We start from the raw sequence: 12,951 nt of genomic DNA on the forward strand, positions 1-12,951 counted from the left end.
CGTTGGAGGCCGGGTACGCGGACATCGGCGTGCCCGGCCCGGCTGTCCCTACCCGCCGGACCGACGACCTCAACCCCGGGGAACCCTGCGCACATGACCGCGATCTCGCTCGGTATTCCGTCCCTGCCGCTCAAGCCGCTCGCCCGGCGCCGTGTCTCCCGGCAGATCATGGTCGGCAACGTACCGGTCGGCGGCGACGCCCCCGTGTCGGTGCAGTCCATGACCACCACGGTGACCTCGGACATCAACGCCACGCTGCAGCAGATCGCGCAGCTGACCGCCTCCGGCTGTCAGATCGTGCGGGTCGCCGTCCCCTCCCAGGACGACGCGGACGCGCTGCCGATCATCGCGAAGAAGTCCCAGATCCCGGTCATCGCCGACATCCACTTCCAGCCGAAGTACGTCTTCGCCGCGATCGACGCCGGCTGCGCCGCGGTCCGCGTGAACCCGGGCAACATCAAGGCCTTCGACGACAAGGTCGGCGAGATCGCCAAGGCCGCCAGGGCCGCCGGGACGCCGATCCGGATCGGCGTCAACGCGGGCTCGCTCGACAAGCGCCTGCTGGAGAAGTACGGCCGGGCCACCCCCGAGGCGCTGGTGGAGTCCGCGCTCTGGGAGTGCTCGCTGTTCGAGGAGCACGACTTCCGCGACATCAAGATCTCGGTCAAGCACAACGACCCGGTCGTGATGATCAACGCCTACCGTCAGCTCGCCGCCGCCTGCGACTACCCGCTGCACCTCGGCGTGACCGAGGCCGGTCCGTCCTTCCAGGGCACCATCAAGTCCGCGGTCGCCTTCGGCGCGCTGCTCGCCGAGGGCATCGGCGACACCATCCGGGTCTCGCTCTCGGCCCCGCCGGCCGAGGAGATCAAGGTCGGCAACCAGATCCTGGAGTCCCTCGGCCTGCGTCAGCGCGGCCTGGAGATCGTCTCCTGCCCGTCCTGCGGCCGCGCCCAGGTCGACGTCTACAAGCTCGCCGAGGAGGTCACCGCCGGCCTGGAGGGCATGGAGGTGCCGCTGCGCGTCGCGGTCATGGGCTGCGTCGTCAACGGTCCCGGCGAGGCCCGTGAGGCCGACCTCGGGGTCGCCTCGGGCAACGGCAAGGGCCAGATCTTCGTCAAGGGCGAGGTCATCAAGACCGTCCCCGAGTCGAAGATCGTCGAGACGCTGATCGAGGAGGCTCTCAAGCTCGCCGAGCAGATGCAGGCCGACGGCGTCGAGGCGGGTGCTCCGACCGTCGTCGCGGGCGAGTGACCACGCGGGTGGTTTGATCGCGGTGTTTTCCGAAGGCGGGGCCGTCCGTGCGCGGACGGCCCCGCGGCCGTAGCCGGGTGGGGCCACGGGATAGGGTGCGGCCAGAGTCGTCTAGTGAGGTGCTGTCTCGATGCTCGATCGAGGTGCGATGCTCCCCAGCTCGTTCCAGGCCGCCCGGGCCCTGGCGACCACCCGCGTCCTGGAGGCACCCGACCTCGCGGACACCCTGGAGGTGCTCCGCCGGGACCCGGTCGCCAACGCCTTCGTCGCCACCCGGGTCGAGGCGGTCGGTCTCGATCCCTGGCGGCTCGGCGGCGAGATGTGGGGCTGGTACGACGAGCGCGGTGAGCTGGACGCGCTCTGCTACGCCGGGGCCAACCTGGTCCTGGTGAACGCCGGGCCGCAGGCCGTCCAGGCCTTCGCCGAACGCGCCCGCCGGCAGGGCCGCCGCTGCTCCTCGATCGTGGGCCCGGCCGGGCCCACCGCCGCCCTCTGGGCACTGCTGGAACGCAGTTGGGGCCCGCCCCGCGAGATCCGGGCCCACCAGCCACTGCTCGCCACCGCGGTGCCGTCGGCCGAGATCGACCCCGACCCGCTGGTGCGGCGGGTGCGGCGGAACGAGATCGAGACGCTGATGCCGGCCTGTGTGGCGATGTTCACCGAGGAGGTCGGGGTCTCCCCGCTGGCCGGCGACGGCGGGCTGCTCTACCAGGCCCGGATCGCCGAACTCGTCTCCGCCGGGCGCTCGTTCGCCCGGATCACCGAGGACGGCCGGGTGGTGTTCAAGGCCGAGGTCGGGGCCGTCACGGAGGGCGCCTGCCAGATCCAGGGCGTCTGGGTGGCCCCCGAGTACCGCGGTCAGGGCCTGTCCGAGACGGGCATGGCGGCCGTGCTGGACATCGCCCTGCGCGAGGTCGCCCCGGTGGTCTCGCTGTACGTCAACGACTACAACCTGCGGGCCCGGGCGGCCTATCGGCGGGTGGGCTTCCGCGAGGTCGGCGCCTTCATGAGCGTCCTGTTCTGACCTCCGCCCGCGGGCGGGCCGGACGGGTAGTAACGTCCGGGGCATGGATCAGCTGACCGGGGTGACGATCGAGGCCATCGACCTTGCGACGTGGGCGCCGCAGGCCCTCGATGTCCAGGCGGTGGCGTTCGGGCTGACGCCCGAGGAGGTCGCGGTACGGCTGCACATCGTCGGGCGGCACGCCCAGCAGCCCGGGGTGATCGCGCTCGGCGCGCTGAGCGGCGGCCGGCTGGTCGGCTTCGGGTACGGGATGCCCAACCACCGCGAGCACTGGTGGAGCAGCGTGATCGAGCCCTACCTGGAGGCGCGCGGGTACGGCGACTGGCTGGACGACGTCTTCGCGGTCACCGAACTGCACGTGCTGCCCGAGTTCCAGGGGCAGGGGATCGGCTCCGGTCTGATCCGGACGCTCTGCGAGCGGTCCGGGCGGCCGCGCAGCATCCTCTCCGCGATCGACGCCGAGACGCCCGCCCGCCGCCTCTACCGCTCGCTCGGCTACCGGGACCTCGCCCGCGCGGTGCACTTCCCGAACACCGACCGCCTGTACGCGGTGATGGGCGCCCCGCTGCCGTTGCGCGGGCCGGGTCAGAGCACTCCGGCGAACTCCAGGTAGAGCTCGGCGTCCTCCCGGCGGCCCGCCGCCAGGGCGCGCAGGCCGAGGTCGGCCGCGCGGAACAGCGTCCAGCCGCGCAGCCGGTCCTGTTCCACCTCCAGGGCGTCGGAGAGCTGACGCAGCCGGCGGCGGGCCGCGGCGGCCGCGCCCGGGGAGCCGATCAGGGTGTCCGCCCGGTCCAGGGCCAGCCGGGCCAGGTCGTAGGCGCGTTCGCCGACCAGTGGGCGGGGATCGATCGCCAGCCAGGGCGCGCGGTCGGCGGCGAGCACATTGCCGTGGTGGAAGTCGCCGTGCAGCAGGAACATCTCGTCGGTGGAGGCGAGCAGTCCCTCGGCGGTCTCCAGGGCCTCGGCCACCAGGGCGGCGGCCTCGGCCGCGCCGGGCAGTTCGCGGTGGCGGCGCAGGCCGTCGGAGCCGACGGCCACCCGGCCGGCCAGGCTCTGGTAGGGGTGGCTCTTGGGCGCCGGCGTCCAGAGCCGGCGCAGCAGGCTGGTGGCCTCCAGCATCGCCTTCGGCTCGGCCAGCGAGCGCAGCGGGATCTCGCCGTGCAGCCGCTCCAGCAGCAGCATCCCCTCGGCGGGGTCGGCGTCCAGCAGCAGGACGGCGCCGCGGCCGGCCCAGTGGGTGAGGGCGGCGTGCTCCTGGGCGGTCTCCGGGGTGAGCAGGCCGGCCTTGAGGACGGCGGGGGTGAGGTCGTCGCGTCGGACGTACCCGATCAGGCTCAGCGCGCCCCCGGGGTCGAGCACCCGCTCCAGGGTGAGGTTCCAGCGGGCCAGATGGGTGGCCACGTGCGCGGGCAGCCCGGCCAGCCAGCGCCGCCCCGCTTCACCCTCGCCCTCGCCGACGCTGTGCGTCAGCCAGGCGGGGACGGTGATCTGCCCTGGTGCTGCCGACATGCTGGCCTTCCGGTTGGCGCTTCCCCCGTGGTACTACCCGTCCATTGTCGGCCATATCTGCGAAACCGCAGGTCAGCGACGCGAAGGGGATGAGCGGGGGAAGCCCGGCGGGCGGCGGGACCGCAGGTCAGGCGGTCGGTGTCGGGGTCGTGCCGGGGCCGGTGGTGCCGGGGGTGGGGACGGCCGGGTCGGGGAGGCCGGGGAAGGGGGTGGCGGCGGCGCCCCAGCGCCGGGCACGCAGGGCGCTGTCGCGCAGGGAGTCGGCGGCGGTGGCGCGCTGGGGGCCGGTGGTGGCGGCGACCAGGTCGGCGTAGACGGCCGCGAGGCGGGTCTCGATATGGGCGGCGAGCCGGCCCGCGCCCGCCGCGTCGGTGACGGCGAACGGCAGCTGGTACCCGGCGGCCGCGGCGCTCGGGGTGACGCCGACCCCGCCGAGCACCCGCTGCCAGGCGTCCCGCCGGGCCTGGTGGGCGGCCAGGGCGGTCCGGGCGTCGGCGCGCTGCTGGTCGTCGGGGAGCCGGGCGCCGACCACGCCGTAGCCGTAGACGGCGGCGTGTTCGGAGCTCAGCGCGCGCTGGAGGGCGGTGACGGCCTCCGGGCTCAGCCCCGCCCCACTGGCGGCCGCCGGGGGCGAGGCCGGCCCCGACGGGGAGGGCGAGGAGGAGGACGGGGCGGTGGTGGGAGCGGCGGACGGTACGGGCGGTGGCGGGGCCGGGGTGGTCGGCGGGGCGTCGTCGCCGAGGGCGACGGCGTGCAGGACCCCGGCGGCGGAGACGGAGGCGAGCAGCCGGGCCAGCTGGGGCGAGGCGGCGCCGAGGTCGGCGAGCCGGGCCTGCGCGGTCTGCCGTTCGAGCGAGGCGAGCGCGGCCTCGGTACCGACGGCCGAGGTCGGTGCCGTGGACGGGGACAGCGACAGGGACGCGGACGCGGAGGAGGCGGCGGTACCGGGGGAGACCGAAGCCGTCGGCAGCCCGGCGGCCAGCGCGGCCCGGTGCTGGACCACCTCGGCCCGCAGCGGCTGGAGCTGCGCGGCCTGCCCGGCACCCGGACCGGCCAGCAGGGCGTCGTACCCGGCGAGCAGGGTGTCGGTGTCGGTGACGGCGCGCAGCCGGACCGGCTCGTCCGGGTCGGGGCGGCGGCGGTCGCCTGGCCCGCCGCCGTCGCCGTCGTGGGAGCCGGTGCAGGCGGTGAGCGCGCCGCCCGCGGTGAGGAGCAGCCCAAGGGCCAGGAAGGTCCGTCGGCTGGGCGGCTGCATCGTCGTCACTCCGGGGCGTGTACGGGAGGACGGCCTGCCCGCCTGCCCTCGTTGGCGTGAATGATTACAGAATCCTCACGTAGCCGGGCACGGATTCGATCACACCGCGTCCCGGCCCGCCGGTGTGACCTTGCTCGCAGTGGGTGTCGCGCGGGCGGCCGTGCGCTGCCCGGAATCGGTGGTTGGCGGCTTCACCGGATAGGCTTTGGGCCGAGCTGCCGCGACCCGGTCTGCGCCCGACCGGCGCCAGGGGACGCGGAGCGACCTTCTGACAACAGCAGACGCGGCCGAGGAGTCCACCCGGATGAGCACCACCCACACCGACCGGCTGCGCGCGTTGCTGGAGCCGCTGGCCGCTCAGTCGGGCCTGGACCTGGAGGACGTCAAGGTCACCCAGACGGGCAGCCGCCGCCAGGTGCAGATCGACGTGGACGCCGACGGCGGCGTGGACCTGGACGCCATCGCCGAGTTCAGCCGCGTGGTCGGCGAGGCCCTGGACGAGTCCGACGTGATGGGCTCCGGCGCGTATGTGCTGGAGGTCGGTTCGCCGGGCGCGGAGCGTCCGCTCACCGAGCCCCGCCACTGGCGCCGGGCCGAGGGCCGGCTGGCCAGGATCCACCTGTCCGACGGCGGCGAGATCGTCGCCCGGGTGCTGGAGGCGGACGAGGACGGCGCGCTGGTCGAGGTCCAGCCGGTGAAGGGCCGGGGCCGGGCCAAGGAGCGCCGTCTGGAGTACGCCGAGGTGGCGCGGGCCCGCGTCCAGGTGGAGTTCAACCGCAAGGACGAGCAGCTCCTCGACGAGGCCGAGGACTTCGCGGACGCCTCGGCGGACGACGACGCCCCCGAGGAGGGGGACGACGGTGCGGAGTGACGACCTGCGCACCGACCGCACCATGTACGTGACGAAAGACGAGGAGGCGTAGCCGTGGACATCGACATGAGCGCCCTGCGCACGCTGGTTAACGAGAAGAACATCCCCTTCGACCTGCTGGTCGAGTCCATCGAGTCCGCCCTCCTCACCGCGTACCACCGCACCGAGGGCTCGCGCCGCCGCGCCCGGGTCGAGCTGGACCGCAAGTCGGGCCATGTCACCGTGTGGGCGACCGAGGACCCGGCCGAGCTGGAGGAGGGCGTCGAGCCGAAGGAGTTCGACGACACCCCGAGCGGCTTCGGCCGGATCGCGTCCAGCATCGGCATCCAGGTGATGATGCAGCGTCTGCGCGACGCCGCCGACGACCAGACGTTCGGCGAGTACGCGGGCAAGGAGGGCGACATCGTCACCGGTGTCGTCCAGCAGGGCAACGACCCGAAGAACGTGCTGGTGGACATCGGCAAGCTGGAGGCCATCCTGCCGCCGCAGGAGCAGGTCCCGGGCGAGGACTACCGGCACGGCACCCGTCTGAAGTGCTACGTGGTGGCGGTGCGGCGCGGTGTCCGCGGCGCCTCGGTGACGCTCTCGCGCACCCACCCCAGCCTGGTGAAGAAGCTGTTCGCGCTGGAGGTCCCGGAGATCGCGGACGGCAGCGTGGAGATCGCGGCGATCGCCCGTGAGGCCGGTCACCGCACCAAGATCGCGGTCTGGTCGCGCCGGGCCGGGCTGAACGCCAAGGGCGCCTGCATCGGCCCGATGGGCAGCCGGGTGCGCGCGGTGATGGGCGAGCTGCACGGCGAGAAGATCGACATCGTGGACTGGTCGGAGGACCCGCGGGAGATGGTCGCCGCCGCGCTGTCCCCCGCACGGGTGACCAGTGTGGAGATCGTCGACTTCGCCCAGCGCTCCGCACGGGTGATCGTGCCGGACTACCAGCTGTCGCTGGCGATCGGCAAGGAGGGGCAGAACGCCCGCCTGGCCGCCCGCCTCACCGGCTGGCGGATCGACATCCGCCCGGACACCGAGGGGCAGCCGGAGAACGGCGGCCGGGAATCCTCGGACCAGTAGTCAGCGTCGTCACAGGCCCCCCGCCGGTCCTTCCCGGATCGGCGGGGCGGCGCCATGTCCCTTCGGAGGGGTAGACTTGCCTTCGTCTGGCCGGACGCATGTCCGAGCACGCCCGGAACGCACCTGCGTGGGCTGCCGCAAGCGAGCGGCCAAGCACCAGCTGTTGCGTGTCACGGCGGTTGAGGGCGTCTGCGTCCCCGACCCCCGTGGCGCACTGCCGGGCCGGGGCGCGTACCTGCACCCCGAACCGGCCTGCCTCGACCTCGCGGTCCGCCGTCGGGCGTTCCCCCGGGCCTTCCGGCTCCAGGGCACGCTCGACACGGAGCGGCTCCGCGAGTACATCGAGGAGCGGGCAGGCGACACCCCGGGGCCCTGAGTCCACTCAGGCCCGCCCGGTGGGCACCTTCCGCTACGGCCGCCGCTCTGCGGCGGAGAACCACCGCAACAAGCACAGCGCTCGGGCAGCCGCGCGCCGTGCCACCAGTCAGGTACCTCGCGATGTGGAAGTAGGTCGAGATTGCGATGAGCACTCGATGAGTACGCGATGAGTACGCGATGGGTACGCCCATGAAGTAGCGACGGTCCGGCGGACGAGACACCCCGGACTCATAGACAGGAGTGAAGTGGCTAAGGTCCGGGTTTACGAACTCGCCAAGGAGCTTGGCTTGGAGAGCAAGGCCGTCATGGCCAAGCTCACCGAGCTCGGCGAGTTTGTCCGTTCGGCGTCCTCGACGATCGAGGCGCCGGTCGTACGCAAGTTGACTGACGCGCTGGGAGTGGCCCCCACCGGTGGCGGTTCCGCTGCCAAGCCGGGCCCGCGCAAGCCCGCGGCGCCCCAGCCCGCCGGTGGCTCCGCCGCCGGCGCGGCCGCACCCAAGCCGGGTGCCCCGACCCCGGGTCCGCGCCCTGCCGCGACCCCGGGCCCCCGTCCCACCCCGGCCGCCGCGGCTCCCGCCGCCCCGGCCGCGCCCGCCGCGACCCCGCGTCCCGCCGCGGCGCCGACCCCGGGCCCGCGCCCGGCGGCTCGCCCCGCCGCTGCCGCGCCCGCGGCCCCGGCTGCTCCGGCGGCCGAGTTCTCCTCGCCGGCTCCGGCCGGCGACGCCCCCGCCGCGCGTCCGGCCGCCCAGGCCCCGCGTCCGGCGGCCGGTCCTGCCGCCGGTGGCGCCCGTCCGGGCCCGCGTCCGGCCGGTCCGCGTCCGGGCAACAACCCGTTCACCTCGGGCAGTGCCACCGGTATGGCCCGCCCCGGCGAGCGTCGTCAGGGTGCGCCCGGTGCCCGTCCGGGTGCCCCGGGTGCGCAGGGCGGCGACCGTCCGGCGCGTCCGGGTGGCGACCGTCCGCGTCCGGCCGGTGCCCCCGGCGCGCAGGGTGGCGACCGTCCGCGTCCGGGCGGTGACCGTCCGCGTCCGGCCGGTGCCCCCGGTGCCGGTGCCCCCCGTCCGGGTGGCGACCGTCCGCGTCCGGCCGGTGCCCCCGGTGCCGGTGCCCCCCGTCCCGGTGGTGCCCCGCGTCCCGACGGCATGCCCCGTCCGGCCGGTCCGCGCCCCGGTGGCCCGACCCCGTCCGGCATGCCGCGCCCGAACCCGGGCATGATGCCGCAGCGTCCGGCTCCGGGCCCGCGTCCCGGCCCCGGCGGCCGTGGTCCGGGTGGCCCCGGCGGCCGTCCGGGTGCTCCGGGCGGTGCCCGTCCCGGCTTCGCCGGCCGTCCGGCCGGTCCGGGCTCGCGTCCGGCCGGTGGCGGCTTCGGCGGCCCGCGTCCCGGTGGCGGTGCCCCGGGTGGCGGCGGTGGCTTCGGCCCGCGTCCGGGTGGCTTCAGTGGCCGTCCCGGCGGCCCGGGTGCCCGTGGTGGCACGCAGGGCGCCTTCGGTCGTGGCCCGGGCGGTCGCCCGGCTCGCGGTCGCAAGTCGAAGCGGGCGAAGCGCCAGGAGTACGAGGCCATGCAGGCCCCGTCCGTCGGCGGTGTGATGCTGCCCCGCGGCAACGGCCAGACCGTTCGCCTGTCGAGCGGCGCCTCGCTGATGGACTTCGCGGAGAAGATCAACGCCAACCCGGCCGCGCTCGTCTCGGTGATGTTCAACCTCGGTGAGATGGTCACCGCGACCCAGTCGGTCTCCGACGCGACCCTCGAGCTGCTGGCCGGCGAGATGGGCTTCATCCTGGAGATCGTCAGCCGGGACGACGAGGACCGCGAGCTGCTGGAGTCGTTCGACATCGACTTCGGTGCCGACGAGGGCGACGAGGACCAGCTGGCCCCGCGCCCGCCGGTCGTCACCGTCATGGGTCACGTCGACCACGGTAAGACCCGCCTGCTGGACGCCATCCGCAAGTCCAACGTGGTGGCCGGCGAGGCCGGTGGCATCACCCAGCACATCGGTGCCTACCAGGTCGCGACCGTCGTCAACGGCGAAGAGCGTCCGATCACCTTCCTCGACACCCCGGGTCACGAGGCGTTCTCCGCCATGCGTGCCCGTGGTGCCAAGTCCACCGACATCGCGATCCTGGTGGTCGCGGCCAACGACGGTGTCATGCCGCAGACGGTCGAGGCGCTGAACCACGCCAAGGCCGCGGGTGTGCCGATCGTGGTCGCCGTCAACAAGATCGACGTCGAGGGCGCGGACCCGACCAAGGTCCGCGGTCAGCTGACCGAGTTCGGTCTGGTGGCCGAGGAGTACGGCGGCGACACCATGTTCGTCGACATCTCCGCGCGCCAGGGTCTGAACATCGACCAGCTGCTGGAGGCGGTCGTGCTGACCGCCGACGCCTCGCTCGACCTGCGGGCCAACCCCGACCAGGACGCGCAGGGTATTGCGATCGAAGCCCACCTCGACAAGGGCCGCGGCGCCATGGCGACCGTGCTCGTGCAGCGCGGTACCCTCCGCGTCGGTGACTCGATCGTGGTCGGCGACGCCTACGGCCGCGTCCGCGCGATGCTCGACGAGAACGGCAACAACCTCGCCGAGGCGGGCCCGTCCCGTCCGGTGCTGCTGCTCGGTCTGACCTCGGTGCCCCGCGCCGGCGACAGCTTCATCGTCGTCGACGAGGACCGCACCGCCCGTCAGATCGCCGAGAAGCGCTCGGCCCGCGACCGCAACGCCGCCTTCGCGCAGCGTCGGGTCCGGGTGTCCCTGGAGGACCTGGACAAGGCCATCGCCGCCGGCTCCATCGAGCAGCTCAACCTCATCATCAAGGGTGACGTCTCCGGTTCGGTCGAGGCCCTCGAGGACGCCCTCGTCAAGCTGGACGTGGGCGAGGAGGTCGAACTCCGGGTCCTGCACCGCGGTGTGGGTGCCATCACCGAGTCCGACGTGGACCTGGCGATGGGCTCGGACGCCATCATCATCGGCTTCAACGTGCGCGCCGAAGGCCGTGCGCGTACCGCGGCCGACAAGGAAGGCGTGGACGTCCGGTACTACTCGGTCATCTACCAGGCGATCGAGGAGATCGAGTCGGCCCTCAAGGGCAAGCTCAAGCCCGAGTACGAGGAGGTGCGCCTCGGCTCCGCGGAGATCCGCGAGGTGTTCCGCTCCTCCAAGTTCGGCAACATCGCCGGTGTCCTGGTCCGCGAGGGCCTGCTGCGCCGCAACGCCAAGGCCCGCCTCATCCGCGACGGCAAGGTCGTGGCGGAGAGCCTCACCATCGAGGGTCTGCGCCGCTTCAAGGACGACGCGACCGAGGTCCGCGAGGGCTTCGAGGCCGGTGTGACCCTGGGGTCGTTCAACGACATCAAGGTCGACGACGTCATCGAGACGTACGAGATGCGCGAGAAGCCGCGCGCGTAGGCGAGTGGCTGCCGGGGCCGGTCGACGGGTGGTATTTCCGTCGACCGGCCCCGGTCTCGCTGTGTAGGGTCCGGGGTAGTCAGATGTAGCAGTATCAGCCCGGTTCAGGGCTGCCCCCGAGGCCTCCAGGTCGGCGAGACCTGTCATACATGTTCGTGGGAACACTCACCTTCGACCTGCTGCTGGGCGACGTCCACTCGCTCAAGGAGAAGCGTTCGATCGTGCGGCCCATCGTGGCCGAACTGCAGCGCAAGTACAGCGTGTGCGCTGCCGAGACCGGGAACCAGGATCTGCACCGCCGGGCCGAGATCGGTCTGGCGGTGGTGTCCGGCGACGCCGGATACGTCACCGAGATCCTGGACAGCTGTGAGCGGTTGGTCGCCGGCCGCCCCGAAGTCCAGTTGCTCTCCGCCAGGAGGCGCTACCACGGCGACGACGATGACTGAGATCTGTGCGCGGCGGCGGAAGTCGCCGTTCTCACACAGATCAGGACCGAGAGCGCCCACAAGGCTGGGCGCGGGCCGGTACTTTGGGGCGTGGGCCCCGACGGGTGCGCAGCTCACCCGGGTACCGGGCCCACTGCACGAGGAGGCAACGTGACCGACACCGCAAGGGCGCGCAAGCTCGCCGACCGCATCCAGGTGGTCGTCGCCCAGACCCTGGAACGGCGGATCAAGGACCCCCGGCTGGGGTTCGTGACCATCACTGACACCCGGGTGACCGGCGATCTGCGCGAGGCCACCGTCTTCTACACGGTCTACGGCGACGACACCGAGCGCGAGGCCACGGCCGCCGCGCTGGAGAGCGCCAAGGGCGTGCTCCGCTCCGAGGTCGGCAAGCAGACCGGGGTGCGTTTCACCCCGTCGCTGACCTTCGTCGCGGACGCCCTGCCGGAGAACGCCCGGAACATCGACGACCTGCTCGACCGGGCCCGGGCCATCGACGCCGCGGTGCGCACCACCGCGGCGGGCGCGACCTACGCCGGCGGCGCGGACCCGTACAAGGTCCCGGCGTCCGAGCGTGACGACGAGGACGAGTAGTCATGGCGGGTGAGCCGGCGCAGGCCGGTTCGGCGGCAGGAGCGGCAACCACGGGGGCGTCATCCACCAGCACGGTGGAGGGTGCCCTCGCGGTGCTTCCGGGGCCGCGCTCCGAGACGCCCGGGTTCGAGCTGGTCTGGCAGCAGGTGGTCGCCGAGATCCGGCGGGCCCGCTCGATCGACCTGATCTGCCACATCTGCCCGGACGGTGACGCGCTCGGCTCGGCCCTGGCGGCCGCCCTGGCGCTGCGCGGGCTCGGTCACGAGGTGCGGGTGTCGTTCGGCGACGACCCGCAGATCGTGCCGGAGTCGCTGGCCTTCCTGCCCGGCCAGGAGCTGATCGTGCCGGCCTCCGAGGTGCCCGACACCCCGGAGCTGGTGCTCTGCTTCGACGTCGCCGCGGAGAGCCGGCTCGGGCTGCTGCACGGCAAGGCCTTCGCCGCGCCCGTGCTGGTGGTGATCGACCACCACGCCTCGAACCCCGGCTTCGGTACCCATCAGCTGATCGACCCGTCCGCGCCGGCCACCGCCGTCCTGGTGGACGAACTGCTGGGCAGGCTCGGCGTCGAGCTCGACCACGACCTCGCCACCTGCCTCTACACCGGCGTCGCCACCGACACCGGCTCCTTCAAGTACCGGGCCACCACGCCCGCCACCCATGAATTCGCCGCCCGGCTGCTGGCCACCGGGATCCGGCACGACCTGATCTCCCGGCAGCTGTGGGACACCTCCTCCTTCGGCTACCTCAAGGTGCTCGCCGGCGCGCTCGACCGGGCCGTCTACGAGCCCGACGCGGCCGACGGCCTGGGCCTGGTGTGGACCTGGGTGCCGTACCAGGACCTGGTGCTCTTCAGCGTCACCGTCGAGGAGATCGAGGGCCTGATCGACATCCTGCGACGCCCGGCCGAGGCCGAGGTGGCGCTGGTGCTCAAGCAGGACCCGGACGGCACGCTGCGCGGCTCCTCGCGTTCCAAGGGCGCGGTGGACGTCGCCGCCGCCTGCGCGGCGCTCGGCGGCGGCGGGCACACCTACGCGGCCGGGTTCACCGCCCGGGAGGACGTGGCCGCCGTGGTCGAGCGGTTCCGGGGCGCGCTGCGGCCCGTCCGCTGACCACTTCCAGCAGAGCTTTCCTCCAGTAGAGCCTTCACAGAA

The 12,951-nt window shown here is 73.4% G+C and carries 12 protein-coding genes; 10 read left to right on the top strand and 2 right to left on the bottom strand.

The features are described from left to right. Positions 1-93: 93 nt before the first annotated feature. From ispG to ACIO5D_RS34205, 3 genes are all read left to right on the top strand, one after another. Positions 94-1,254, top strand: coding sequence for a flavodoxin-dependent (E)-4-hydroxy-3-methylbut-2-enyl-diphosphate synthase (gene ispG, locus ACIO5D_RS34195; protein ID WP_363611170.1), 1,161 nt, complete (start codon positions 94-96; stop codon positions 1,252-1,254). Positions 1,255-1,402: 148 nt separating this feature from the next. Beyond that, positions 1,403-2,278, top strand: coding sequence for a GNAT family N-acetyltransferase (locus tag ACIO5D_RS34200; RefSeq protein WP_363611238.1), 876 nt, complete (start codon positions 1,403-1,405; stop codon positions 2,276-2,278). Between the two features lie 43 nt (positions 2,279-2,321). Continuing rightward, positions 2,322-2,891 carry a GNAT family N-acetyltransferase gene (locus ACIO5D_RS34205; RefSeq protein ID WP_363611172.1) on the top strand — a complete coding sequence of 190 codons (570 nt, stop codon included), beginning with the start codon at positions 2,322-2,324 and terminating at the stop codon, positions 2,889-2,891. On the opposite strand, the gene ACIO5D_RS34210 is transcribed toward ACIO5D_RS34205, so the two are convergent. Together ACIO5D_RS34210 and ACIO5D_RS34215 are read right to left on the bottom strand one after the other, a co-directional pair. Continuing rightward, complete coding sequence (locus ACIO5D_RS34210) at positions 2,864-3,787, bottom strand: aminoglycoside phosphotransferase family protein (protein WP_400659086.1); 924 nt, start codon at positions 3,785-3,787, stop codon at positions 2,864-2,866. The genes ACIO5D_RS34205 and ACIO5D_RS34210 overlap by 28 nt on opposite strands. A 127-nt stretch (positions 3,788-3,914) precedes the next feature. After that, entirely contained in the window at positions 3,915-5,042 is a 1,128-nt protein-coding gene (locus ACIO5D_RS34215) for a ferritin-like domain-containing protein (protein ID WP_400800030.1), read from the bottom strand. A 304-nt stretch (positions 5,043-5,346) separates the two neighbouring features. Between ACIO5D_RS34215 and rimP the strand changes: the two genes are divergently transcribed. From rimP to ACIO5D_RS34250, 7 genes are all read left to right on the top strand, one after another. Next, positions 5,347-5,913 (top strand): ribosome maturation factor RimP, encoded by a 567-nt coding sequence (rimP, locus tag ACIO5D_RS34220; protein WP_400659088.1) that lies wholly within the window; start codon positions 5,347-5,349, stop codon positions 5,911-5,913. Between the two features lie 54 nt (positions 5,914-5,967). Continuing rightward, positions 5,968-6,981, top strand: coding sequence for a transcription termination factor NusA (gene nusA, locus ACIO5D_RS34225; protein ID WP_363611178.1), 1,014 nt, complete (start codon positions 5,968-5,970; stop codon positions 6,979-6,981). Between the two features lie 127 nt (positions 6,982-7,108). Continuing rightward, positions 7,109-7,357, top strand: a complete 249-nt coding sequence (locus tag ACIO5D_RS34230; RefSeq protein WP_400659091.1) for a YlxR family protein — start codon at positions 7,109-7,111, stop codon at positions 7,355-7,357. 247 nt (positions 7,358-7,604) lie between these two features. After that, positions 7,605-10,760 (top strand): translation initiation factor IF-2, encoded by a 3,156-nt coding sequence (infB, locus tag ACIO5D_RS34235; protein WP_400659093.1) that lies wholly within the window; start codon positions 7,605-7,607, stop codon positions 10,758-10,760. A 149-nt stretch (positions 10,761-10,909) separates the two neighbouring features. Then, entirely contained in the window at positions 10,910-11,206 is a 297-nt protein-coding gene (locus tag ACIO5D_RS34240) for a DUF503 domain-containing protein (RefSeq protein ID WP_363611184.1), read from the top strand. 150 nt (positions 11,207-11,356) lie between these two features. Further along, the gene (rbfA, locus tag ACIO5D_RS34245) at positions 11,357-11,800 is read left to right on the top strand and encodes a 30S ribosome-binding factor RbfA (RefSeq protein ID WP_363611186.1); all 444 of its coding nucleotides are present in this window, start codon (positions 11,357-11,359) and stop codon (positions 11,798-11,800) included. 2 nt (positions 11,801-11,802) lie between these two features. Continuing rightward, on the top strand, positions 11,803-12,909 hold the full coding sequence (locus tag ACIO5D_RS34250) for a bifunctional oligoribonuclease/PAP phosphatase NrnA (protein ID WP_400659096.1): 1,107 nt from the start codon (positions 11,803-11,805) through the stop codon (positions 12,907-12,909). Positions 12,910-12,951 lie beyond the last annotated feature (42 nt).

It is taken from the genome of Kitasatospora sp. NPDC087315 (genome assembly GCF_044744345.1).
Lineage (GTDB): Bacteria > Actinomycetota > Actinomycetes > Streptomycetales > Streptomycetaceae > Kitasatospora.